General features: G+C 29.0%; 18 protein-coding genes and 4 tRNA genes. 5 read left to right on the plus strand and 17 right to left on the minus strand.

Annotation, left to right across the window (positions count from 1 at the left end; all coding sequences use genetic code 11):
• Window positions 1-11 precede the first annotated feature (11 nt).
• Entirely contained in the window at window positions 12-932 is a 921-nt protein-coding gene (gene metR, locus D9V68_RS00145; RefSeq protein ID WP_158357171.1) for an HTH-type transcriptional regulator MetR, read from the minus strand.
• 131 nt (window positions 933-1,063) lie between these two features.
• On the opposite strand from metR, the gene metE reads away from it, so the two are divergent.
• Entirely contained in the window at window positions 1,064-3,337 is a 2,274-nt protein-coding gene (gene metE / locus D9V68_RS00150) for a 5-methyltetrahydropteroyltriglutamate--homocysteine S-methyltransferase (RefSeq protein ID WP_158357173.1), read from the plus strand.
• Window positions 3,338-3,433: 96 nt separating this feature from the next.
• On the opposite strand, the gene purH is transcribed toward metE, so the two are convergent.
• The 15 genes from purH to murB all read right to left on the minus strand — a co-directional run bounded on the left by purH (window position 3,434) and on the right by murB (window position 19,663).
• A complete protein-coding gene (gene purH, locus D9V68_RS00155) occupies window positions 3,434-5,011 on the minus strand; it encodes a bifunctional phosphoribosylaminoimidazolecarboxamide formyltransferase/IMP cyclohydrolase (RefSeq protein ID WP_158357175.1) in 1,578 nt (525 codons plus the stop codon).
• Between the two features lie 171 nt (window positions 5,012-5,182).
• The gene (locus D9V68_RS00160; protein WP_261979610.1) at window positions 5,183-5,473 is read right to left on the minus strand and encodes an HU family DNA-binding protein; all 291 of its coding nucleotides are present in this window, start codon (window positions 5,471-5,473) and stop codon (window positions 5,183-5,185) included.
• 581 nt (window positions 5,474-6,054) lie between these two features.
• Window positions 6,055-10,287: a DNA-directed RNA polymerase subunit beta' gene (rpoC, locus tag D9V68_RS00165; protein WP_158357179.1), complete on the minus strand. Its 4,233-nt coding sequence runs from the start codon at window positions 10,285-10,287 to the stop codon at window positions 6,055-6,057.
• Window positions 10,288-10,367: 80 nt separating this feature from the next.
• Complete coding sequence (rpoB, locus tag D9V68_RS00170) at window positions 10,368-14,396, minus strand: DNA-directed RNA polymerase subunit beta (protein WP_158357181.1); 4,029 nt, start codon at window positions 14,394-14,396, stop codon at window positions 10,368-10,370.
• Between the two features lie 195 nt (window positions 14,397-14,591).
• Complete coding sequence (rplL, locus tag D9V68_RS00175; protein ID WP_158357184.1) at window positions 14,592-14,960, minus strand: 50S ribosomal protein L7/L12; 369 nt, start codon at window positions 14,958-14,960, stop codon at window positions 14,592-14,594.
• Window positions 14,961-15,026: 66 nt separating this feature from the next.
• Window positions 15,027-15,524: a 50S ribosomal protein L10 gene (gene rplJ / locus D9V68_RS00180; protein WP_158357186.1), complete on the minus strand. Its 498-nt coding sequence runs from the start codon at window positions 15,522-15,524 to the stop codon at window positions 15,027-15,029.
• A 264-nt stretch (window positions 15,525-15,788) separates the two neighbouring features.
• Complete coding sequence (gene rplA / locus D9V68_RS00185) at window positions 15,789-16,484, minus strand: 50S ribosomal protein L1 (protein ID WP_158357188.1); 696 nt, start codon at window positions 16,482-16,484, stop codon at window positions 15,789-15,791.
• 2 nt (window positions 16,485-16,486) lie between these two features.
• The gene (rplK, locus tag D9V68_RS00190) at window positions 16,487-16,915 is read right to left on the minus strand and encodes a 50S ribosomal protein L11 (protein WP_158357190.1); all 429 of its coding nucleotides are present in this window, start codon (window positions 16,913-16,915) and stop codon (window positions 16,487-16,489) included.
• Window positions 16,916-16,944: 29 nt separating this feature from the next.
• On the minus strand, window positions 16,945-17,490 hold the full coding sequence (gene nusG, locus D9V68_RS00195) for a transcription termination/antitermination protein NusG (RefSeq protein WP_158357194.1): 546 nt from the start codon (window positions 17,488-17,490) through the stop codon (window positions 16,945-16,947).
• A gap of 3 nt (window positions 17,491-17,493) precedes the next feature.
• A complete protein-coding gene (secE, locus tag D9V68_RS00200; RefSeq protein WP_158357197.1) occupies window positions 17,494-17,874 on the minus strand; it encodes a preprotein translocase subunit SecE in 381 nt (126 codons plus the stop codon).
• A 238-nt stretch (window positions 17,875-18,112) separates the two neighbouring features.
• A tRNA-Thr gene (locus tag D9V68_RS00205) sits at window positions 18,113-18,185 on the minus strand.
• A gap of 11 nt (window positions 18,186-18,196) precedes the next feature.
• Window positions 18,197-18,268 (minus strand) — tRNA-Gly (locus D9V68_RS00210).
• Between the two features lie 37 nt (window positions 18,269-18,305).
• A tRNA-Tyr gene (locus tag D9V68_RS00215) sits at window positions 18,306-18,387 on the minus strand.
• Window positions 18,388-18,412: 25 nt separating this feature from the next.
• A tRNA-Thr gene (locus D9V68_RS00220) sits at window positions 18,413-18,488 on the minus strand.
• Between the two features lie 110 nt (window positions 18,489-18,598).
• Window positions 18,599-19,663, minus strand: a complete 1,065-nt coding sequence (gene murB, locus D9V68_RS00225; RefSeq protein ID WP_158357199.1) for a UDP-N-acetylmuramate dehydrogenase — start codon at window positions 19,661-19,663, stop codon at window positions 18,599-18,601.
• Window positions 19,664-19,773: 110 nt separating this feature from the next.
• On the opposite strand from murB, the gene metF reads away from it, so the two are divergent.
• A complete protein-coding gene (gene metF / locus D9V68_RS00230; RefSeq protein ID WP_158357201.1) occupies window positions 19,774-20,652 on the plus strand; it encodes a methylenetetrahydrofolate reductase in 879 nt (292 codons plus the stop codon).
• A gap of 13 nt (window positions 20,653-20,665) precedes the next feature.
• On the opposite strand, the gene argE is transcribed toward metF, so the two are convergent.
• On the minus strand, window positions 20,666-21,811 hold the full coding sequence (gene argE / locus D9V68_RS00235; RefSeq protein ID WP_158357203.1) for an acetylornithine deacetylase: 1,146 nt from the start codon (window positions 21,809-21,811) through the stop codon (window positions 20,666-20,668).
• Window positions 21,812-21,970: 159 nt separating this feature from the next.
• Here argE and argC point away from each other — a divergent pair, with 159 nt between their 5' ends.
• The 3 genes from argC to D9V68_RS00250 are packed head-to-tail and all read left to right on the plus strand — an operon-like array spanning window position 21,971 to window position 25,010.
• The gene (gene argC, locus D9V68_RS00240) at window positions 21,971-22,975 is read left to right on the plus strand and encodes an N-acetyl-gamma-glutamyl-phosphate reductase (RefSeq protein WP_158357205.1); all 1,005 of its coding nucleotides are present in this window, start codon (window positions 21,971-21,973) and stop codon (window positions 22,973-22,975) included.
• A 20-nt stretch (window positions 22,976-22,995) separates the two neighbouring features.
• Window positions 22,996-23,769, plus strand: a complete 774-nt coding sequence (gene argB / locus D9V68_RS00245) for an acetylglutamate kinase (RefSeq protein ID WP_158357207.1) — start codon at window positions 22,996-22,998, stop codon at window positions 23,767-23,769.
• Window positions 23,770-23,798: 29 nt separating this feature from the next.
• The gene (locus D9V68_RS00250; RefSeq protein ID WP_158357209.1) at window positions 23,799-25,010 is read left to right on the plus strand and encodes an argininosuccinate synthase; all 1,212 of its coding nucleotides are present in this window, start codon (window positions 23,799-23,801) and stop codon (window positions 25,008-25,010) included.
• Window positions 25,011-25,012: the final 2 nt, after the last annotated feature.

Consider the following 25,012-nt stretch of genomic DNA (forward strand, 5'->3'; position numbering starts at 1 on the left):
GAAAAAATATTTTAAAAAAAATGTGGTTTTAGTAGACCACGAATAAATTTCAAATGATTACAAGCATGTAAACGTATAGAATGAATAAAAGTTTTTATAACTAATTCTTTTTCTTCACCATTACGTATTGCCGCATATAATCGTCTCCATATCCCGTTTCCTATTTTTTTTGTTACAATTAGACCTTGACGTTCAAAATTATCTACTACCCAATGAGGTAGTGCGGCAATTCCCATTTGAGCTGATACCATCTGAATTAAAAGAAATGTATTATTGACATTTTTAAAAATAGGTATTATACCAGCTGGTTGTAAAAAATGTTTCCATATATCTAGTCTATGTCTCTGAATCGGATAAGTCATTAATATTTCAGCTGCAAGATCTTCTGGAACGATGTTGTTTTTCTTTAAAACAAGGGGATGATGAGGAGATAATACTAAACGTACTTCGAAGTCAAAAATGGGTGCGTAAAATACGTTACTTCTTGGAAGTACTTCAGAGGTTAATACAATGTCTAGTTTACCTTGTTGTAGGGATGGTTGAGGACTAAAAATCATATCAGAATAAAAATCTATTTCTACTTTTGGCCATTTTTTTTGAAAAATTTTTAATGCTGGTGTTAACCATTGAATACAGCTGTGACATTCAATAGCTAATCGAATAATCATATGATGAGATATTGCGCATGATTTTATTGCTTTTTGTATTTTAGGTAGTATTTCCTCAGATAATTGAAGTAAAATTTTTCCTTGAATAGTAAATTTTATAGGATTGCTTTTTCTAATAAATAATTTAAATCCTAATTTTTTTTCTAATTCGTTACACTGATGAGATATTGCTGATTGTGTTTGATGAAGTTGAATGGCAGCGGAACTTAATGAACCATTATGTTTTAAAGCTTGCAGTGTTCGAAGATGTTTTATTTCAATCATGAGATTCCTTCATGTCTAGAATTAACTATTTATGCTTGCTAATTTCCCTTAATGCTAGAATTATAGAATATCTTTTTTGAATAAAGCAATTATAAATTTAATAAGTTAATTATAAAGAATAGGATATATAAATGAAAATTTTAAATCACACTCTCGGATTTCCAAGAATAGGTTTAAATCGAGAGTTAAAAAAAGCTCAAGAAAAATATTGGTCGGGTGATTTATTGCTCAAAGATTTGCTATTGATTGGATATGAATTACGAAAAAAGCATTGGCAAATTCAAAAAGAATCTGGAATTGATTATATACCAGTTGGAGATTTTGCTTGGTATGATCATGTATTAACTACTACTATGATGTTAGGGAATATTCCAGAAAGACATAATAGCCTTAATTCTATTGACATAGATTGTTTATTTCGTATTGCTCGAGGTTGTTCACCAGATATTCCTGCTTCAGAAATGACTAAATGGTTTAATACTAATTATCATTATATTGTTCCTGAATTTTATAAAAATAAAGTTTTGAAGTTTTCTTGGAAGCAGCTTTTAGATGAAGTAGATGAAGCATTATTATTAGGTTATAAAATTAAACCTGTTATTCTAGGTCCAATTACATATCTTTGGTTAGGAAAAGTAAAAGGAAAATCTTTTGATCGTCTCGATATTTTACAAGACATTATTCCTATATATAAACATGTTTTAAAAGAACTGTCTAATCGAGGTGTTGATTTTGTTCAAATGGATGAACCTGCTTTAGTTTTAGAATTACCACAAAAATGGAAGGATGCTTATTCTTACGTGTATAAAGAATTATATGGAGTGACAAAATTATTACTCACAACATATTTTGATAGTATAGAACATAATATTGAATTTATTCGTAATTTACCAATTGAAGGTATTCATATTGATTTAGTACATGGAAGTTATAACATAGTTGATTTTAATTCTAAAATACCATCAGAGTGGATGTTATCATTAGGTGTTATTAATGGCCGAAATGTTTGGCGTGCTGATTTAGTAAAATGGTTTGAATCTATTTCGAAAATTTCTAAAAATAATAGGCAATTGTTAATTGGTTCCTCTTGTTCTTTATTACATACTCCAATTGATTTAACTGCAGAAAAATATTTAGATAAAGAAGCAAAAAAATGGTTTTCTTTTGCCGTGCAAAAATGCACAGAATTAGCATTATTGTCAGATTCTTTAAACAATGACAATATTGATTCTATCAAAAAATGGAGTTTACCTATTCATAATCGTAGTTTTTCTCCAAGAGTACATAAAAATGAAGTAGAACAGCGTTTATCTGATATTTCAATCGATCAATATCGACGTTTAAATTCTTATGAATATCGTTCTGTGGAACAGAAGAAAAAATTTAATTTACCTATTTTACCCACGACAACTATTGGATCTTTCCCTCAAACTATTAAAATAAGAAAATTAAGACATGATTTTAAATTAGGATTGATAAATGAAGAAAAATATTCATTAGAAATTAAGAAAAATATTAAAAAAGTAATAAAAATACAAGAAGAATTGGATATAGATGTTTTAGTTCATGGTGAATTAGAACGAAATGATATGGTAGAATATTTTGGTGAACATTTAGATGGATTTATATTTACAAGTAACGGATGGGTGCAAAGTTATGGTTCACGTTGTGTAAAACCTCCCATTATTATTGGTGATATCAGTCGTCCTAAACCGATTACCGTAGAATGGTCTAAATATGCTCAGTCTATAACAAAAAAACCAGTTAAAGGTATGTTAACTGGACCAGTTACGATTTTATTTTGGTCTTTTCCTAGAGAAGATATTTCATTAAAAAAAATTGCAACACAAATTGCCTTAGCATTGCATGATGAAGTTTTGGATTTAGAAAAAGCAAAAATAGAAATTATTCAAATTGATGAACCAGCATTGCGAGAAGGTTTGCCTTTACAAAAAAGTTATTGGTCTGAATATTTATCCTGGGCGGTTAATGCATTCCGTTTAAGTTCTTCAGGTGTTAAAAATACAACACAAATTCATACACATATGTGTTATTGTGAATTTAATGATATAATGGATTCCATTTCTTTATTAGATGCAGACGTAATTACAATTGAGACAGCCCGTTCAGATATGGAATTATTAGAATCATTCAAAGAGTTTCACTATCCTAATGAAGTTGGTCCTGGGGTATATGATATTCATTCATCTAATATACCAAGTATAGAATCAATTAGAATATTACTAACTAAAGCTATGAAATATATTCCTATTAAACGTATCTGGGTTAATCCAGATTGTGGTTTAAAAACAAGAAATTGGAATGAAACTATGTTAGCTTTAAAAAATATGGTTTTAGCAACGCAACAACTTAGAAAAAAAATTCAAGATAATGTAATAGATTAAATTGATAAGTTTTAAATCATACAAATATTAAATCATCTTTTAGACTATTTTAAAAAATCTAAATGATGATTTAATAAATGTTATTTTATATATAGATTAATGCTTAAAATGACGTTTATTAGTAAAAATCATTGTTATATTATGTTCATTTGCCGCTTGAATAATTTCTTTATCACGTATAGATCCTCCTGGTTGAATTATACAGCTGATACCAACCGATGCGGCACTATCGACTCCATCCCTAAAAGGGAAAAAAGCATCAGAAGCCATAGTAGCACCAATAATGTTATGACTTTGATTTTTTACTTTGAGGTTGGCTAATTTAGTTGAATCAATTCTGCTCATTTGACCGGCACCTATTCCGATAGTAACTGTATTACGACCGTATACAATAGCATTTGATTTCACGAATTTAGATACTTTCCAACAAAAGATAGAATCCTGTAACTCTTGTTCTGTCGGAGAACGTTTAGTAACAAAGTTCCATGATTTATAATCTATTTTACAAGAATCATACTCTTGTACGAGTAATCCATTAGTAGTTCTTTTAAAATCTAATCCTGATTGTTTTTTATTTAATTTTCCAGTAATTAAAACTCTTATATTTTCTTTTTTTTGTAATATTTTTATTGCAAAAGTATTTATTTCAGGAACAATAATAACTTCTACAAAATGGTTTGTTACGATTTTTTCAGCTATTTTCTCATCTAATATACCATTGAAAGCAATTATACCACCAAATGCTGAAACAGGATCAGCATGATATGCTAATAAATATGATTCTAAAAGATTGCTACTTATTGCAACACCACATGGATTACCGTGTTTTACAATAACGCACGCGGGTTTGCTAAATTCTTTTACACATTCTAATGCTACATCAGCATCTGCTATATTATTATATGATAAAGTTTTTCCTTGAATTTGATGTGCATTACTCACTGTTCCAGTTTGTGATAAATTTTTTTCTATATAAAAAGATGCTTTTTGATGATGATTTTCTCCATATCTTAAATCTTGTTTTTTTATAAAAGAAAAGTTAATTTTTTTAGGAAATAAATTATTGATATGAGTTTTCTTAAAACTATTTTTTTCTACAAAATATTTTGAAATAATCTTTTCATAAGACAATGTATATTGAAATGCCTTTGATGCTAAATTAAATCTTGTTTCTATGTTCATACTATTTTTATTAATAGAATTGATAATAGAAAAAACATCACGAAGATCCACTATAACTATGACATGTTTGTAATTTTTTGCAGCTGCACGTACGAGTGTGGGTCCACCTATATCAATATTATTTATAATATCATCTATGTTGTTCTTTGGAGTATTTTGAATGTTTTTAAATGGATAAAAATTCACAATAACTATATCTATTGGATGAATATTATATAATTTCATAATGTCTTCATCTTCATCTCCTCTTCTTAAAATACCACCCATAATTTTTGGATGTAATGTTTTAACACGTCCATTCATTATTTCAGGGAATTTTGTATAATCTGCTATTTCTATAACTGGTATATTATTTTTTTTTAAAGTTTGAGCTGTACCTCCAGTTGAAAATAAATTAATCTTGTTTTTTATTAATATTTTTGCGATGGCTAAAATATTTGTTTTTTCTGAAACACTTATTAAAGCATTTTTTATAATACTACTTGATGACATAATGTATTTTCTTTGTTATAAAATATTAAATGTTTCATTATATAATATGAATTTTTTTCCACATCTAGAATGTTTTTATAGATATAATGACCGTTTGAAAAAATAAAATATTTGTGCCTTAGGGGCATAACAATGCCCCGCAAATATTTTTTTAAATATAATTATATGATATTATTTAATCGCATTTTTTAATGTTTTACCAGATGTAAAACTAGGAACTTTTGTGGCGGGAATTTGTATTTCTTTTCCTGTTTGAGGATTTCTTCCTGTACGAGAAGATCTTAAATTGACTTTGAAAGTACCAAAACCAACTATTTGTACAGATTCTCCTTTTTTTAAAGATTCAATAATAGTTGATAATGTTGCTTCTAAAGTGGATTTAGCTTGCATCTTAGATAAATTAGATTTTTTAGAGATAACATTAATTAATTGTGTTTTATTCATTATTTTTCCTTTTCTTATTTTAAATGTAAAACTTAATGATGCATTTAGATGCTATTTTGATAAATTCAAGTAGAAAAATTTATATTAACAAAATATTGTTTTATACATAAATTTTTCTATATATATTTGATATAAAAAGAAAAAATATATTTTTTATTGAAAGATACTCTATTCTTATAAAAATATGAAATTTTATGTAAAAATTTAGTAATATATAAATATTAAATATATATAATATATTGAATATTTCTTTAAAATACACTACACAGATACTGTATAAATACTTTAAAAGTATTTTCTCTTCAAAAAGATTAATCTTAATTTTAATATTATTGAAATACAATTGAAATTGAATAATTTTTTGTTAAGATAGTTTTATTTATATTAAATAATTTTATTATATAAAATATATTTTTATTTGAATAAAGAACAATGACAATCTCAAAAAATGTTATAACTTTATTTAAGGAGTTATTTTTTAAAGAATATAATTATATTTTAAACGATAATGTCTCATATTTTGATATTAAATGAAAAGTTGTTATCTTTTTACTTTGGCTGCTTTTAAGAGCAGCCATAATTTAGATATATATAAAATATTAAAGACAATCATTTTTCGTAAGAGTAGAATTTAATAATTCTGAAAGACTAGCAGAGGCTTCTTCGGCACTAATTTGAGAACTACTTACTGTTGGATTATTCTGTTTTTTTTGACGGCGGTTAAAACGTTCTTTATGATATGCATATCCCGTACCTGCAGGAATTAAACGTCCAACAATTACATTTTCTTTTAATCCTCTTAATTCATCTTTTTTTCCTGCAACTGCAGATTCTGTTAATACTCTTGTTGTCTCTTGAAAGGAAGCAGCGGATATAAAAGATTCTGTTGCTAGTGAGGCTTTAGTAATTCCTAATAAATCTCTTGAAAAAGTAGCTAATTTTTTCTTCTTTTTATCTAGAATACGATTTGATATTTTTACACGAGAAAACTCAACTTGTTCACCGTCTAAAAAATCAGAATCTCCTGATTTAACTATAGTGGCTTTGCGTAGCATTTGTCTTATAATTACTTCAATATGTTTATCGTTAATTTTCACACCTTGTAGACGATATACTTCTTGTACTTCATTTACAATATATCTAGTTACAGCTTGAACACCTCTTAATCTAAGAATATCATGTGGTGATTCTGGTCCATCAGATATAACATCACCTCGTTCTACTCTTTCTCCTTCAAAAACATTTAATTGTCTCCATTTAGGGATCATTTCTTCATACGCATCGCTACCATCTACTGGTGTGATAACTAATCTTCTTTTTCCTTTAGTTTCTTTTCCAAAAGATACGATTCCACTAATTTCAGCTAAAATTGCTAATTCTTTTGGACGTCTAGCTTCAAATAAATCAGCAACTCTTGGAAGTCCACCAGTAATATCTTTAGTACCTCCAGATTCTTGTGGAACTCTTGCTAAAGTATCACCAGAACTGATTTGAACACCGTCATCAAGCTGAACAATAGCTTTACCAGGTAAAAAATATTGAGCAGGCATGTCTGTTCCTGAAATAAGAACATCTTTTCCATTACTATCAATAATCTTTAATGCTGGTCTTAAATCTTTTCCAATCGACATTCTTTCTGCTGTATCTAATATTACTATAGAAGATAATCCTGTTAATTCGTCTGCTTGTCTCGTAATACTTTGACCATCTATCATATCTACAAAACGCACTAAACCATTAACTTCTGTAATAACTGGCATGGTGTGTGGATCCCATTTTGCCACAGTTTCTCCAGAATTAACTTTTTCACCGTCTCCTTTGGCCATGATTGCTCCATAAGGTACTTTATAACTTTCTTTTGTTCTACCAAAATTGTCAATAATATTCAGTTCAACATTTCTTGAAGTAATTACTATTTTACCAGCAGAATTAGTTACAGATTTTGCATTGTTAAGATTTATAATGCCTTGGTTTTTTATTTGAATGCTAGATTCGGCTGCAGCTCTTGATGCTGCACCACCAATATGAAAAGTTCTCATAGTGAGCTGTGTGCCTGGTTCTCCAATAGATTGAGCTGCAATTACTCCAATCGCTTCTCCTTTGTTTACTAAATGACCCCTAGCTAAATCTCTACCATAACAATAAGCGCATACACCAAAATCAGTATCGCAATTTACTACTGATCTTACTTTAACATTATCTATAGAATTATCATCTAAAAGATCACACCATTCTTCATTTAATAATGTATTTCTTCTGATTAATATATTATTAGTATTCGGACTTACAATATTTTCAGCAGTAACACGACCTAAAACACGTTCACGTAATGGTTCTTTTACATCTCCCCCTTCAATTAATGGAGTCATTAAAATTCCTTCATGTGTTTGACAATCGTCTTGTGTTACAACTAAATCTTGTGCTACATCTACTAAACGACGTGTTAAATATCCAGAATTAGCAGTTTTTAATGCAGTATCTGCTAGTCCTTTACGTGCTCCATGAGTAGAAATAAAATATTGTAATACATTTAAACCTTCGCGGAAATTAGCAGTGATCGGTGTTTCAATAATAGAGCCATCAGGTTTTGCCATTAATCCTCTCATTCCTGCTAACTGACGAATTTGTGCAGCAGAACCTCGAGCCCCTGAATCTGCCATCATAAATATACTATTGAAAGATACCTGTTTTTGTTTTTGTCCTTTTTTATTTATAACAGATTCTGTAGATAAATTTTCCATCATCGCTTTAGCAACGCGTTCATTAGCAGCTGCCCAAATATCAATTACTTTATTATATCTTTCGCCTGCTGTAACTAATCCAGATTGAAACTGTTCTTGTATTTCAGCAACTTCAATTTCTGCTTCGTTGATAATATTAGCTTTTTTTTCCGGTATTACCATATCATCAATACCAACTGAAGCACCAGATCTTGCTGCATAAGCAAATCCGGTATACATAATTTGATCAGCAAAAAAAACAGTAGGTTTAAGTCCTAAAATGCGATAACAAGTATTAAGCATTTTAGAAATGTCTTTTTTACCCAAAGTCTGATTAACAATACTAAAAGGTAATCCTTTAGGAATAATCATCCATAAAATAGCGCGACCTATAGTAGTATGAATGATTTTTTTTATTGGAGTAAAACTTTGATCTATATTTTTTTCATATTCTACTATTCGGACTCTTACTAGAGAATGCAATTCAGCAATGCCTAATCGATATACTTTTTCAGCCTCATTAGAACCATTTAATAACATACCTTCTCCTTTACCATTGATTTTTTCACGAGTCATATAATACAAACCTAAAACAACGTCTTGAGAAGGTACAATAATTGGTTCTCCGTTAGCCGGAGATAAAATATTATTAATAGACATCATTAAAGCTCTAGCTTCTAATTGAGATTCAAGAGTTAATGGTACATGTACAGCCATTTGATCTCCATCGAAATCAGCATTATAAGCGGCGCATACTAATGGATGTAACTGGATAGCTTTTCCTTCTATAAGAACTGGTTCAAATGCTTGTATACCTAGCCTATGCAAAGTGGGTGCTCGGTTTAAAAGAACTGGATGTTCGCGAATTACTTCATCAAGAATGTCCCAGACTACTGATTCTTCTCTTTCTACCATTTTTTTTGCTGCTTTAATAGTTGTTGCTAAACCACGAACTTCTAGTTTTCCATATATAAATGGTTTAAAAAGTTCTAATGCCATTTTTTTAGGCAAGCCACATTGATGTAAGCGAAGGTAAGGACCTACAGTAATGACTGATCGACCAGAATAATCTACACGTTTTCCAAGAAGATTTTGTCGAAATCGTCCTTGCTTTCCTTTAATCATATCAGCTAGTGATTTTAGAGGTCTTTTATTTGATCCTGTAATTGCTCTCCCTCTCCTTCCGTTATCTAGTAAAGCATCGACTGCTTCTTGTAACATTCTTTTTTCATTACGTACAATTATATCTGGAGCTGCTAAATCTAATAAACGTTTAAGACGATTATTTCTATTGATTACTCGACGATATAAATCGTTTAAATCTGATGTTGCAAATCTTCCTCCGTCTAATGGTACTAATGGTCTAAGATCAGGCGGCAATACTGGTAGCACAGTCAGAATCATCCATTCGGGTTTATTGTGAGATTGAATAAAAGCTTCTAATAATTTAATTCTTTTTGTTAATTTTTTCTTTTTGGTTTCAGAATTGGTATCATTTAATTCTATTCTTAATGTATTGCATTCTTGTATTAAATTAATATCTTTTAATAAAAATTGAATCGCTTCTGCTCCCATAGTTGCATGAAATTCATCTCCAAATTCTTCTAATGAATCTAGATATTGTTCTTCAGTTAGTATTTGACGTTTTTCAAGCGTAGTCATACCTGCTTCTGTAACAACATAAGATTCAAAATATAGTACTCTTTCAATATCTCTTAAAGGCATATCTAACAATAAACCTATTCTTGATGGTAAAGATTTTAAAAACCAAATATGAGCAGTAGGTGAAGACAGTTCTATATGACCCATTCGTTCACGTCTAACTTTACTTTGTGTTACTTCGACTCCACATTTTTCACAGATAACACCGCGGTGTTTTAATCTTTTATATTTACCACACAAACACTCATAATCTTTTACTGGACCAAAAATACGAGCACAAAATAATCCATCTCTCTCAGGTTTAAATGTACGATAGTTAATAGTTTCAGGTTTTTTTACTTCACCAAATGACCAAGATCTAATCATATCAGGTGAAGCTAATGAAATTTTAATAGCATCAAAATCTTCATTTTTAGTTTGGGATTTTAGAAATTTTAGTAAATCTTTCACGCATTAGCTCCCGTCGGAGTTAAACTTATTAAGGTAATAGATCTATAAATATTTTTTATAAGTTGTTAGCACTTCTACCTTTATTCGCTTTCTAGTTCAATATTAATACCTAATGATCTGATTTCTTTTAACAGTACATTAAAAGATTCTGGCATTCCAGGCTCCATTTGATGATTTCCATCTACAATATTTTTATACATTTTAGTTCTTCCATTTACGTCATCAGATTTTACAGTTAACATTTCCTGTAATGTATAAGAGGCTCCATACGCTTCCAGTGCCCAAACTTCCATTTCACCAAAACGTTGTCCACCAAATTGTGCTTTTCCACCTAATGGTTGTTGAGTTACTAAACTATAAGAACCAGTGGATCGAGCATGCATTTTATCATCTACTAAATGATTTAATTTCAACATGTACATATAGCCCACTGTAACAGGTCTTTCAAATTTTTCACCAGTTCTTCCATCAAAAAGTTTAATTTGTCCAGAAGTAGGCAAGTCTGCAAGCTCTAATAACTGTTTGATTTCATGTTCTTCTGCACCGTCAAATACTGGGGTGGCAATAGGAATACCGTTTTTTAAATTATTTGCTAGGCATAATATTTCTTCGTTAGAAAATGCATCTAAATCTACTTTTTGACGTAAATTTTTTCCTAAATCAAAAGCTTTTTGGATGAATTTTCGCAAATTAGATATTTTTTCTTCTTTTTTGAGCATTTTGTTTATTTTATCACCGATTCCTTTAGCCGCCATTCCCAAATGTGTTTCTAATATTTGTCCAATATTCATACGAGAAGGTACACCTAACGGATTTAAAACGATATCAACTGGCATACCATTTTCATCGTAAGGCATATCTTCAATGGGATTAATTTTAGAAATTACTCCTTTATTACCATGTCTTCCCGCCATTTTGTCACCAGGTTGAATTTGACGCTTAACCGCTAGATATACTTTTACTATTTTTAAGACACCAGGAGCAAGATCATCTCCTTGTGTTATTTTTCGGCGTTTGATCTCAATTTTTTTATCAAATTCTTCCTTTAATTCATTATGTTGTTTTTCAAGTTTTTCTATTTCTTTTTTTTGATCTTTTTCTGTTGTTTCTATCGAAAACCATTTTTCAAAAGATAGATTATTAAGCTTTTCTACCTCAATATTAAAAGATATAAGAGTTTTCTTTATATGAACGAATAAGCTGGATTCAAATATTTTGAATTCTTCAGTAAGATCTTTTTTTGCTTTTTTCAACTGCATATCTTCGATTTCTAAAGCTCTTTTATCTTTTTTGACGCCATCTCTTGTGAATATTTGTACATCTATTACAGTACCTGATACTCCATTAGGAACTCTTAATGAAGAATCTTTGACATCGGATGCTTTTTCGCCAAAAATAGCGCGTAATAGCTTTTCTTCTGGTGTTAATTGTGTTTCTCCTTTTGGAGTTACTTTTCCTACTAAAATATCACCTCCAGTAACTTCCGCTCCAATATAAACAATACCAGATTCATCTAGTTTAGATAGTGCAGCTTCTCCTACATTAGGTATATCTGAACTAATTTCTTCTGGTCCTAATTTAGTATCTCGCGATATGCATGATAGTTCTTGAATATGAATAGTAGTAAATCGATCCTCTTGTACGACCCTTTCTGATACTAAGATTGAATCTTCAAAATTGTATCCATTCCAAGGCATAAATGCTACACGCATATTTTGTCCTAATGCCAACTCACCTAAATCAGTAGATGGTCCATCTGCTAAAACATCACCTTTTTTAATTTTTTCGCCTAAATTGACACAAGGTTGTTGATTAATACAAGTGTTTTGATTAGATCGTGTGTATTTCGTTAAATTGTAAATATCTATTCCGGCTTCTTCTGAGTTCATTTCTATTTCATTGACTTTAATTACTATTCGAGAAGCATCTACGTATTGAATAAAACCACTTCTTTTGGCTACTGCCGTTACACCTGAATCTACTGCTACCGCTCGTTCCATTCCTGTTCCAACTAATGGTTTTTCTGCTCGAAGAGTAGGCACTGCTTGACGTTGCATATTGGCTCCCATTAAAGCCCTATTTGCATCATCATGCTCGAGAAACGGAATTAAAGATGCGCCAACCGATACGATCTGTTGCGTAGAAACATCCATATAATCAACTTGATTTTGATTAAATAGACTAGATTCACCTTTGTTTCTACAAGTTACTAAATCATCGATAAAAAAACCAGATTTATCAATATTAGTATTGGCTTGTGCAATAATATAGTTTCCTTCTTCTATGGCAGATAGATAATGTATTTCTTTAGTGACTAAACCATTCCGAACTTTACGATAAGGTGTTTCTAAAAATCCATACAAATTGGTTTGAGCATATACAGATAAAGAATTAATTAATCCAATATTTGGACCTTCTGGTGTTTCTATGGGGCATACACGTCCATAATGCGTTGGATGAACATCTCGAACTTCAAATCCCGCTCTTTCTCTAGTTAAACCACCTAGTCCTAATGCTGAAATGCGTCTTTTATGTGTGATTTCTGATAAAGGATTATTTTGATCCATAAATTGGGATAATTGACTAGAACCAAAAAATTCTTTAACAGCAGCAGATATTGGTTTGGCATTAATCATATCTTGTGGCATTAGAGTATCTAAATCACCAATAGACAATCTTTCTTTAACGGCTCTTTCAACTCTTACCAAACCAATTCTAAATTGATTTTCAGCCATTTCTCCTACTGATCTAACGCGTCGGTTACCTAAATGATCAATATCATCTACTTCTCCTTTTCCATTCCGTATATCAATTATTTTTTTTATAACGTCAATTATATCTTGTTTATTTAAAATACCCGAACCATGAATTTCTTTACGTAGAAGAGATCTATTAAATTTCATTCTGCCCACAGAAGATAGATCATATCTATCTTCAGAAAAAAATAAATTTTCAAATAAGTTTTCTGTTGCTTCTTTAGTAGGAGGTTCTCCTGGTCTCATTACTCGATAAATTTCTATTAAAGCGCTCATGCGATCATGAGCCGAATCTATACGTAATGTTTCTGAGATATATGGACCATGATCTAAATCATTAGTAAAAAGTGTTTCAATAGAAGAAAATCCTGATTTTTTTAACTTTTCTAGTATTTCTAAAGATAGTTCTGTATTAGCAAAAATAATTATTTCGCCTGTTTGTTTATCTGTATAGTTTTTAGATACAATTCTCCCTAAAATATATTCTATTGGAACTGTAATAGATTCTATTTGTTGATTTTTTAATTCTTGAATATGTCTAGCGGTAATACGACGACCTTTTTCTACATATATTTTTCCATTTTTTTTAATATTAAACGATGCAGTTTCTCCTCGAAGTCGTTCAGGAATTAGTTCTAATTGAATTTTTTTATCTTCTATTTTAAAAATATTCTTTTCAAAAAAAATGTCTAATATTTCTTCAGTATTATAATCAAGAGCACGTAAAATAATACTAACCGGTAGTTTTCTACGTCTATCGATTCTTACAAACAAATTATCTTTTGGATCGAATTCAAAATCTAACCAAGATCCCCTGTAAGGGATAATACGTGCATTATAGAGAACTTTTCCCGAAGAATGTGTTTTACCTTTGTCACTATCAAAAAAAACTCCAGGACTACGGTGTAACTGAGAAACAACTACTCTTTCTGTTCCATTTATAATAAATGTTCCGTTTTCTGTCATCAAGGGTATTTCACCCATATAAACTTCTTGTTCTTTAATATCTTTAACAGTAGCTTCTAATATATCACGTTCGTAAATAACAAGTCGTAATCTTACTCTTAATGGTGCTGAATAAGTAGCACCTCTTATTTGACATTCTTTTACATCAAATATTGCTTCTCCTAAACGATAACTCACATATTGAAGTTCAGAATTGCTATTATAACCACGAATAGGAAAAACAGAACGAAATGCTGCTTCCAATCCGTATTGACCTTCTAAATCTGGTTCGATAAATTTTTTAAAAGAATCTAATTGAATCGAAAGAAGATATGGTATATCTAAAACTTGGGGACGCTTACCAAAATCTTTACGAATACGTTTTTTTTCGGTATAAGAGTAAACCATGGGGTTCCTAAGCTCGCTGACAGATAAGTTAAAAATAAATTTATCTTTTTGTCTGAAGGGGAGACAGTTTTAATTTTTAGAGAATTTAATTGTTTTTTTGTAGACAATAATTTGAATTTATTTTAATCAAAAGGCTGGTGAATTAAAATCACCAGCCGTGCTTGAAAATTAATTAAATTATAATATTTAATATATTTATTTAATTTCGATTTCAGCACCAACATCTTCCAATGTTTTTTTAAGTGATTCCGCATCTTCTTTACTAATATTTTCTTTTAAAACTATTGGAGCTGATTCTACTAAATCTTTAGCTTCTTTTAAACCTAGACCAGTAGCACTGCGTACCGTTTTAATTACTGATACTTTATTTGGTCCAATAACTTTTAAAAAAATATCAAATTCTGTTTTTTCTTCATGTGAATCTTTTTCATGATTATTATTGGAATTAATAGGCATACTAGCAGAAACTCCAAACTTTTCTTCCATTGCGGAAATAAGATCTACAACATTCATAACAGACATTTCTGATACAGCTTCTAAGATTTGTTCTTTAGTAATAGACATAACAATAATTCCTAATAAAAATTAGAATTATTTTAGATGTTATTAATACATCAAAAATAATAACCTTTAAGAAGTTTCTTTTTTCTTTTTGATAGCGGATAATGTATAAATAAGTTTTCCTGCAATCGCCATCTTCAATATGAATAGAAGTTTTATTATTGCTTCTTTATAAGTAGGCATTTCTGCAAGTTTATTAATTTCTGTGATAGAGAGTAATTTTCCTTCAAAAGCAGCTCCTGTAATTTTAAAATTTGTATTTTTTTTTGAAAATTCCTGAAATAACCTAGCGCCGCTACCTGGATGTATCATAGAATAAGCTATAAAGGTAGAACCTTTTATTTTTTTTTTTAAACATTCAAAAATAGTATTTTTAATTGCTAATGATAGCAGAGTGTTTTGAACTACACTCATAGTCACTCCAATTTCACGTCCAGATTTTCTTAACTGATTTAATTTATTAACGCAAATACCTTGAGAGTCTGCAGTGATCATAGATAGTGCTGCATTAGATATTTTATGGATTTTAGATACAATTATTTTTTTTTGATTCAGATTTAATGCCATATATCGGATTATCCTTATTTATAGAGAAATAATTTTTCAACTAATATTGTGACAAAAATTTTTAATATAATAATATTTTTTTAAAATATAATTTATATGCTAGTGTACTATAACTATAAAAAATGATTGAATAGTAAATTTGTAGTATTAGAATCAGATTAATTCTTAGGTATATTAAACTAAAAATAATTTTAGATGCCGATTAAAAAAAGGGGATTCTATTATAGATAATTTTTTTTATAGCGTAAAGTAGAAATCATTTTATTAAAAAGATAAAGTAGATTGATCGACGATTAATCCAATTCCCATAGTTGTCGATAATACTATTTTTTTTATATATGTTCCTTTAGAATGTGGTGGTTTTGACTTTTTTATAGATTCCAAAAATACATTAAAGTTTTCTTTTATAGAATTTTTATCGAAATTGATTCTACCAATGGTAGCATGAATAATTCCATTCTTATCGTTACGATAACGGACTTGACCTGTTTTGGCATTTTTAACAGCTTCATAAATATTTGTAGTCACCGTACCCAACTTAGGATTAGGCATCAAACCACGAGGACCAAGTATTTGTCCTAATTGTGTTACGGATTTCATTGCGTCTGGTGAAGCGATAGCAACGTTAAAATTAACACCTTCTTTTTTAATTTTTTCAACTAAATCGTTCATTCCTATTAATTCGGCACCCGCATTTTTAGCCATTTGAACATTATCACCTTGCGTAAATACAGCTACTCGAACAGAACGTCCAATACCATTAGGTAATACTGTTGCTCCTCGAATATTTTGATCTGATTTTTTAGAATTTATGCCTAAATTAATAGAAATATCAATACTTTCATTAAATTTTACGTTAGATGATTCTTTTAATATACTGATAAGTTCATCAATGTGATATAATTTTTTGCAATTAATATTTTTTTTAATATTTTTCATTCTTTTAATAATTTTACTCATAATTATTCCTCAATAATTAAACCCATAGATTTAGCAGTTCCTTCAATAGATCGCATCATACTTTCAATACTAGAACCCGTCATATCATTATTTTTAATTGTTGCTATTTCTTTTATTTGAGAACGAGTAATTTTTCCTATTGTTTCTGATTTTGGTTTGCTAGATCCCAATTTAACTCCGGCCAATTTTTTCAATAAAATAGAAGCTGGAGGTGTTTTTGTAATAAAAGTAAATGAACGATCAGAATAAACTGTAATAATTACTGGGATAGGCAGTCCTTTTTCTATATTTTCAGTTTGTTTATTAAACAATTTACAAAATTCCATAATATTAACACCTTTTTGACCTAACGCTGGTCCAATAGGTGGACTAGGATTAGCCATTCCAGCTGAAACTTGAAGTTTGATATAGGATTGTATTTTTTTAGCCATTATTTATTTTCTCGTGTTATATAAAAATTTTAATTTTTTTCAACTTGTCTAAAATCTAATTCCACAGGAGTAGATCTGCCAAAAATGGAAACAGACACTTTTAGTCTACTTTTTTCATAGTCTACTTCTTCTACAATGCCGTTAAAGTCTGAAAAAGGACCATCATTTACACGAATCATTTCTCCCGGTTCAAATAAAGTTTTAGGTCTTGGTTTGTCACCAATTTGACGCAAGCGATTAATGATAATTTCTACTTCTTTATCGCTTATTGGTGATGGTTTATCTGACTTTCCTCCAATAAACCCTAAAACTCTTGGAACGTTTCTTATCAAATGCCAAGTTGAGTCTGTCATTATCATTTGAATTAAAACATATCCAGGAAAAAATTTATATTCACTTTTTCTACGTTGTCCGCCTCTAATTTCAACAACTTCTTGAGAAGGAACCATGACTTCTCCAAATAAATTTTCCATTTCATTTAATTTTACGTGTTCTCGTATTGATTGTGCTACGCGACCTTCGAATCCAGAAAAAGCTTGTAGTACATACCATCTTTTTTTTTGACTCTCATACATGTTTTAGAACCTTAAACTAATAATAAATGCTATTAAACGGAATATAATACTATCTAGTCCCCATAAAAGGAGAGACATAACAATGGTTACAGCAATAACAATAAACGTAGTATATAAAGTTTCTTTATATTTAGGCCATGTTATTTTTTGCATTTCATTTTTTGACATACTTATATAAAAAAATAAATTTTTTCCTTTTTTTGTAGATAGTATTATTTTAATAATACATAGAATTAAAAAAGATATAATTAATATTTGAACAAATATTTGTGTTTTATAAAAATAGTTTATAAAAAATAATAGAATAAAAAGTATATATATAGACAACCATTTCATTTTCTCTGAAATTTTATTTTTTTTTTGATTGCAATTTTTTTTATTCATAGTTTCTCCTACAAATTATAAAATAATATAGAAAAAATATGCCAATCTACTAAAAATTTTTTCTTTTTTAAATTAAGAAAAAAATAATAGAACTATTTTTTTTACAATAGATCGAGTATTTATGAAATAAATATAGAATATTTCAAAAAAAATATTTGGGTGAGATTTATGATAAATGGTTTGATGATAATTTAAAAAAAATGATAAATTATAAAGATAATAGATGAATTTTAAATTATGCTGATACCCAGAATTGAACTGGGGACCTCACCCTTACCAAGGGTGTGCTCTACCTACTGAGCCATATCAGCAATTTTATTTTAGCGGACAGCGGGAATTGAACCCGCGTCATCAGCTTGGAAGGCTGAGGTAATTGCCATTATACGATGTCCGCTTTGTATCCGTATTGCATAAGATTGTATGTTAATAATTGGTGGGGGAAGGATTCGAACCTTCGAAGTCAATGACGGCAGATTTACAGTCTGCTCCCTTTAGCCGCTCGGGAACCCCACCTGAAAAATAAATTTTTTATTGTATATGGTGCCGGCTACCGGAATCGAACTGGTGACCTACTGATTACAAGTCAGTTGCTCTGCCTGCTGAGCTAAGCCGGCTTGCTTTTTTTGAATTATTTTATAAGATTAATTATAAATAAGCTATATTATATTATTTTTGATTCGTATTGCAAGTTTTTTTATAAAAAATTAATTATTTATAGAATATATTATACTTTATTTTTTTTTAATTCAAAAATATCTGATGATTTTATTTTACCTATTGGTCCAATAAAATCTATTTCTGGTTCCAATGATATATTGAATTTTTTAAACACACAGGTATGTATTATTTTTGCTAATTTTACAATTTCTTGAGAAGTTGCATTTTTTTTGTTAATTAATACAAGTTGTTGTTTTTCATAAATCGCTGCATCGCCAATGTGAATATTTTTAAATTTATAATTTTCAATCAACCATCCTCCAGAAATTTTTATTAAACCATCTTTTTGAGGATAAAAGGGTATTGGATATAAAGATGCAAGTTTCTCTGCTTTTTTTTTTGTAATAATAGGATTTTTAAAAAAACTTCCAGCATTTCCAATTTTTTTGGGATCGGGTAATTTTTTTTTTCTTATTTTACATATGAGATTAAAAATATTGTGTGCAGTAATATTTGTTAGTGTGATATATTTTTGAAATGAAGAAAAAATAATTGGACGCCATGTTTTCACTATTTTTATACCAACACTAATAATACCATATTGATTACTATATTGATTTTTAAAAATACTATTTCGATAAGAAAATTTGCAAGAATTTTTATTAATTCTTGTAATTGTATGTTTTTTAAAACATAATATATCCACGTATTGGCAAAAGTCTTTAAATTCTAAACCATATGCGCCAATATTTTGAATAGCTGCAGATCCTATACAACCAGGAATTAAAGCTAAATTTTCTAATCCAAAAATTCCTAAATTTAAAGTGAATTTTACTAAATCATGCCATTTTTCTCCTGAAAAAATATGTATTAACCAAAAATTTTTTTTTTCTGTTATTTTAATACCTTTAATTCGATTAATAATTACTACTCCTGTATAGTTTTCTAAAAAAAGTGTATTGCTTCCTTCTCCTAAAATTATATAAGGAGTATTAGATATATTGCACATTTTTGAGATATTAATAAGATCTTTAATTGTTTTTGCAAAAATGATTTTTTTTGCTTTTACATCTATTGCAAATGTGTTTAAATCTTTTAATGATTGATTGCAAAAATGATTTTTTTTGTGCATAGAATATCAAAAATATTGTTTAGTTTTTTTACTATCAATAGATATTTTGATTATATTTATTGATATTAATAAAAATTTTTAATATGAAATTATTTTCATGGAGCTTTCAAATGAATGTTTTTTTTGAATATCATCGAGATATTATAAATCAAAAAATAGAAAATCTTCGTAATACAGTAAAATGTTCTTTTGAATTTTTTCCACCCAAGAATGTGATTGCAGAAGAAAAGCTTTGGTGTTCAGTTAAAAAATTAAGTAAATTAAAACCAAATTTTTTTTCTATCACTTATGGTGCAAATAGTGGCGAACGTGAAAAGACATATAATTTTGTAAAAAAGATACATAAAACAACAGGAATTCTCACATCTGCTCATTTGACTTGTGTTGATTCTACACCTGTTGAATTAAAAAAAATAGCAAAACATTATTGGGACAATAATATTACAAGTATTGTTGCGCTCAGAGGTGATACGTTAGAAAAACATTATAAACATAAAATGTATGCTTTAGATTTAGTCATATTATTGAAAAAAATTGCTAATTTTGATATTTCTGTGGCTACTTATCCTGAACTTCATCCAGAATCACAAAACATGACATGTGAGATTATTAATTTAAAGAAAAAAGTTGATGCAGGTGCAAATAGAGCAATTACTCAATTTTTTTTTAATATTCATAATTATTTATATTTCCGAGACAATTGTATTAAAAATAAAATCAACGTAGAAATTATACCAGGTATTTTGCCAGTTTTAAACTTTAAACAATTAAAGAAGTTTGCAGCTATGACAAACGTTCATATTCCTAAATGGATGTTTGAACTTTTCAACGGTCTTGATAATGATATTATGACAGAGAAAATTATAGGTGCTAGTATAGCTATAGATATGGTAAAAAAATTATCTTCTGAAGGAGTAAAAAATTTTCATTTTTACACTTTAAATGAATCTGATATTACTTATTCTATTTGTCATCTTTTAGGTTTATAAAAAATACGTCGATTTAAAAACAAAATGCATGTATTAATTTATTGATAATATTTTTTGTAGGTTTAATAAAAGACATGTCTAAATATTCATCAGGTTGATGTGCTTGCTCAATAGAACCAGGTCCCAATATTAAAGTTGGTGCAATTTTTTGAAGAAAAGGTGCTTCTGTACAGTAATTTACTGTTGTACATTTTGATTTGCATAATTTTTCTACTATTCTAGTAGTATTTTTTTTATAAGAACATTGATAGGAAGGAATAGAAGAATAGAGTTTTTTTATAAAAATACGATTATACCACCTTGTTATTATTGATTGTAAGTTTTCTTGAATTAATTTTTCTACTTGCAATAAAGTTAATCCTGGTATAGGTCGTATTTCTAAATTTAATGTACATATAGAACAAATCCGATTAATTGCGTCGCCTCCATGTATAGAAGACAAGTTCATAGTTGGATACGGAATAGAAAAATTTTTATGCTGATATTTTTGTTTTAAAAAATTTTTTAATAATAATAAGCGCTGAATAATACTATGCATGATTTCAATACTGTTAATACCATCTTCCGGATTACTAGCATGTCCAGTTTTCCCGATAACTTCAATCGAATAAGATATATGTCCTTTGTGTGCATTTATTAATTGTAAAGATGTAGGTTCTCCTATTATTATACATTCGGGTTTAATAGTGCTAGATTCTATAAAATACTTAGCTCCAGACATGTCTGTTTCTTCATTAGCTGTCGCAAGAATATAAATTGGTTTAGTGAGTTTTTTTGTATTTATAGAAGATATGACATCTAATATAAAAACAAAAAAACCTTTCATATCTATTGCTCCTAATCCATAAAATTTATTATCTTGTTCAGTTAATGTAAATGGATCTTTAGTCCATGTTTTTTCATCAAAATCTACTGTATCTGAGTGTCCAGATAATAGCAGTCCTCCTTGTCCTGAACCGATACGAGCTAACATGTTATACTTATCAGTATGAATAATCTGCTTAGTTTGTATTGAAAAATTTAAATCAGCAAAATAATTAGATAACAAATCAATAAAATTTTTATTACTTTTATCAAGGAGTATATTATCACTGCTAATTGTAGGGATTTTAATTAATGACCTATATATTTCAATAAAAGATGGTATTTTTCTTTTCATATAAAACACTTTAAAAATTTATTGTTGACATTCAAAATATTTTATTCATAAATAGACAATTGATCAATATATTAATAATATTAAATATATTTTTATTATAAAGTCAAATACATTATTTAATTTATAAATCGTAGTTTTTATTTAAGGTGTATTAACTTTATGTTGAATATATTAATTGTTGGTGCTAGTGGATATGCTGGTGCAGAATTAGTAAATTATATGAATCGTCATACTTTTGCCAGTATAAAAAAGATATTTGTTTCAAAAAATAGTATAGATATAGGTAAATCGTTTTCTGATGTTCATCAACAATTTAAAAATATTATAGATTTAAAATTTGAATCTATAAGCAATGCAAATCTAATTAAAAAAGATATTGATGCCGTTTTTTTAGCAACAGATCATCATGTAAGTCATTCTCTCGTTCCTTTCTTTTTGTCACCTAATTGTGTTGTGTTTGATCTTTCAGCTTCTTATAGATTAAGAAATAGTAGAGTGTATTTAGATTATTATGGTTTTGTTCATCAATATAAAGAACTTTTAGAACAGTCGGTATATGGATTAGCGGAATGGCAAGAAAAAAAAATTAAAAAAGCACAGCTAATTGCAGTTCCAGGATGCTATGCAACTTGTATTCAATTGGCGTTAAAACCGCTTATACAGGAAAAAATTCTTTGCGGTACAAATATACCAATTATCAATGCTGTAAGTGGTGTCAGTGGTGCTGGTAGGAAATCTAATGCAAATAACAGTTTTTGCGAAGTAAGTTTACAACCATATAATATTTTTACTCATCGTCATACTCCTGAAATTATAGAGCATTTAGGTATTCCAGTAATTTTTATTCCACATCTAGGTTCTTTTTCTCGGGGTATTATTACTACGATTACATGTAAATTAAAATATGATATCAAATCAGTTGATATATACAACATTTTTTATAATACATATCAAAAAAAGCCTTTAATTCGTATATCTGAGAAATTTTTACCCAGTATTAAATCAGTGGAAAATTCGCCATTTTGTGATATTGGTTTTGTTATTAAAGATAAATATATAGTAGTTGTGGCTGCAGAAGATAATTTGTTAAAAGGTGCTGCTGCACAAGCAGTACAGTGTTTTAATATTCGGTTTGGTTTTTCTGAAACAGAATCAATTATCTAATTAACAATGAGGTATTTATTATGAATCCTTTAGTTATCAAATTAGGTGGTGTTCTTTTAGAAAGTGATAAAGCTATGATGCGTTTATTTAAAGCATTAGTTGATTATCGACAATCTTATAAACGTCACGTATTAATAGTTCATGGAGGAGGTCGTTTAATTGATGATTTAATGAAGAAACTTTCTTTGCCAATACAAAAGAAAAATGGTTTACGTATTACTCCATTTGAACATATTAACATTATTACAGGCGCATTAGCTGGAACTGCTAATAAAACCCTTCTTGCATGGGCATTAAAATATAAAATAAATGCTGTAGGATTATGCTTAGCAGATGGTCAAAGTATTCATGTGGAAAAATTAGATGAAGATTTAGGGCATGTAGGAAAAGTAACACCAGGATCGCCTTTGTTTTTAACTAAACTATGCAAAGAAGGAATGTTGCCAATTATTAGTTCTATCGGAATTACTAATGACGGTTTATTAATGAATGTGAATGCTGATTTAGCAGCAACAGCATTGGCCACTACTTTACAAGCTAATTTAATTTTATTATCTGATATAAGTTCTGTATTAGATGGAAAAGGTCAAAGAATTCCAGAAATTAATAGTATTCAAGCTCAAAAATTGATTGCACAAGGAATTATTACTGACGGTATGATTATAAAAGTAAATGCAGCGTTAGAAGCAGTAAAAATTTTACATCGTTCCGTGGATATAGCTAGTTGGCAAAATACAGAAGAATTAAAGCTGTTGTTTAATGGTATAAATATTGGTACACGAGTTTTTAATTAATTTTACTATAAATATAGTAGGTGTAAACAATGATTCAGAAAAATATTAATAAAGTTGTTTTAGCTTATTCGGGTGGTTTAGATACTTCAGCAATCATTCCATGGCTTAAAGAAAATTATCATGTTGAAGTGATTGCTTTTGTTGCCGATATAGGACAATCTAAAAAAGATTTAAATGGGATCGAAAAAAAAGCGCTTAAGTCTGGGGCGTCTAGTTGTCATATTTTTGATTTAAAAGAAGAATTTATAAAAGATTATGTATATCCTATTTTAAAAACCGGTGCATTATATGAAGGTAACTACTTGTTAGGAACAGCATTAGCTAGGCCTATTATTGCAAAAAAACAAGTAGAACTAGCATTAAATATTGGAGCAGATTCATTATGTCATGGTGCTACTGGTAAAGGTAATGATCAAGTTCGCTTTGAAATGACTTATGCAGCATTAGCACCAAACTTGCATGTAATAGCTCCATGGCGAGAATGGAATCTTAATTCAAGGGAATCATTATTAAAATATTTACATGAAAGAAATATTCCTATAAAAGCAACACTAGACAAAATTTACAGTAAAGATGAAAACTCTTGGCATATTTCTACAGAAGGAGGATTACTTGAAGATCCTTGGAATCAATCTAATGAAGATTGTTGGGATTGGACAGTTAATCCTGAAGATGCTCCAGAAAAACCCGAATATATTTTATTAAAGATAGAAGAAGGTTCTGTAATATCGGTTAATCATGAAAAAATGAATCCATTACAGTGTGTAGAAAAATTAAATTATTTTGGTTCAAAGCATGGAGTTGGGAGAATTGATATTATTGAAAATAGATTAATTGGAATCAAATCTAGGGGATGTTATGAAACACCTGGTGGAACTATTATTACTACAGCTATAAAAGCAATTGAACAACTAGTATTAGATCGTGAAAGTTTTCAGTGGCGAGAAAAAATAGGATTAGAAATGTCTTCAGTTGTATATGATGGACGTTGGTTTTCTCCAATACGGCAATCTTTACAAGCTGCTGCTAATTCTTTAGCATCTCAAATCAATGGAGAAGTCGTATTGAAATTATATAAAGGAAGTGTAACAGCTGTTCAAAAAAACTCACCTAATTCGTTATATTCTATAGAATATGCAACTTTTGGTGAAGATGAAGTTTATGAACAATCAGATGCACATGGTTTTATTCGTCTTTTTTCTCTTTCTTCAAGAATACGTGCTAAAAATCAATTGAAATAATT

The organism is Buchnera aphidicola (Hyperomyzus lactucae), from assembly GCF_005081705.1.
Classification (GTDB): Bacteria; Pseudomonadota; Gammaproteobacteria; order Enterobacterales; family Enterobacteriaceae; genus Buchnera; species Buchnera aphidicola_Y.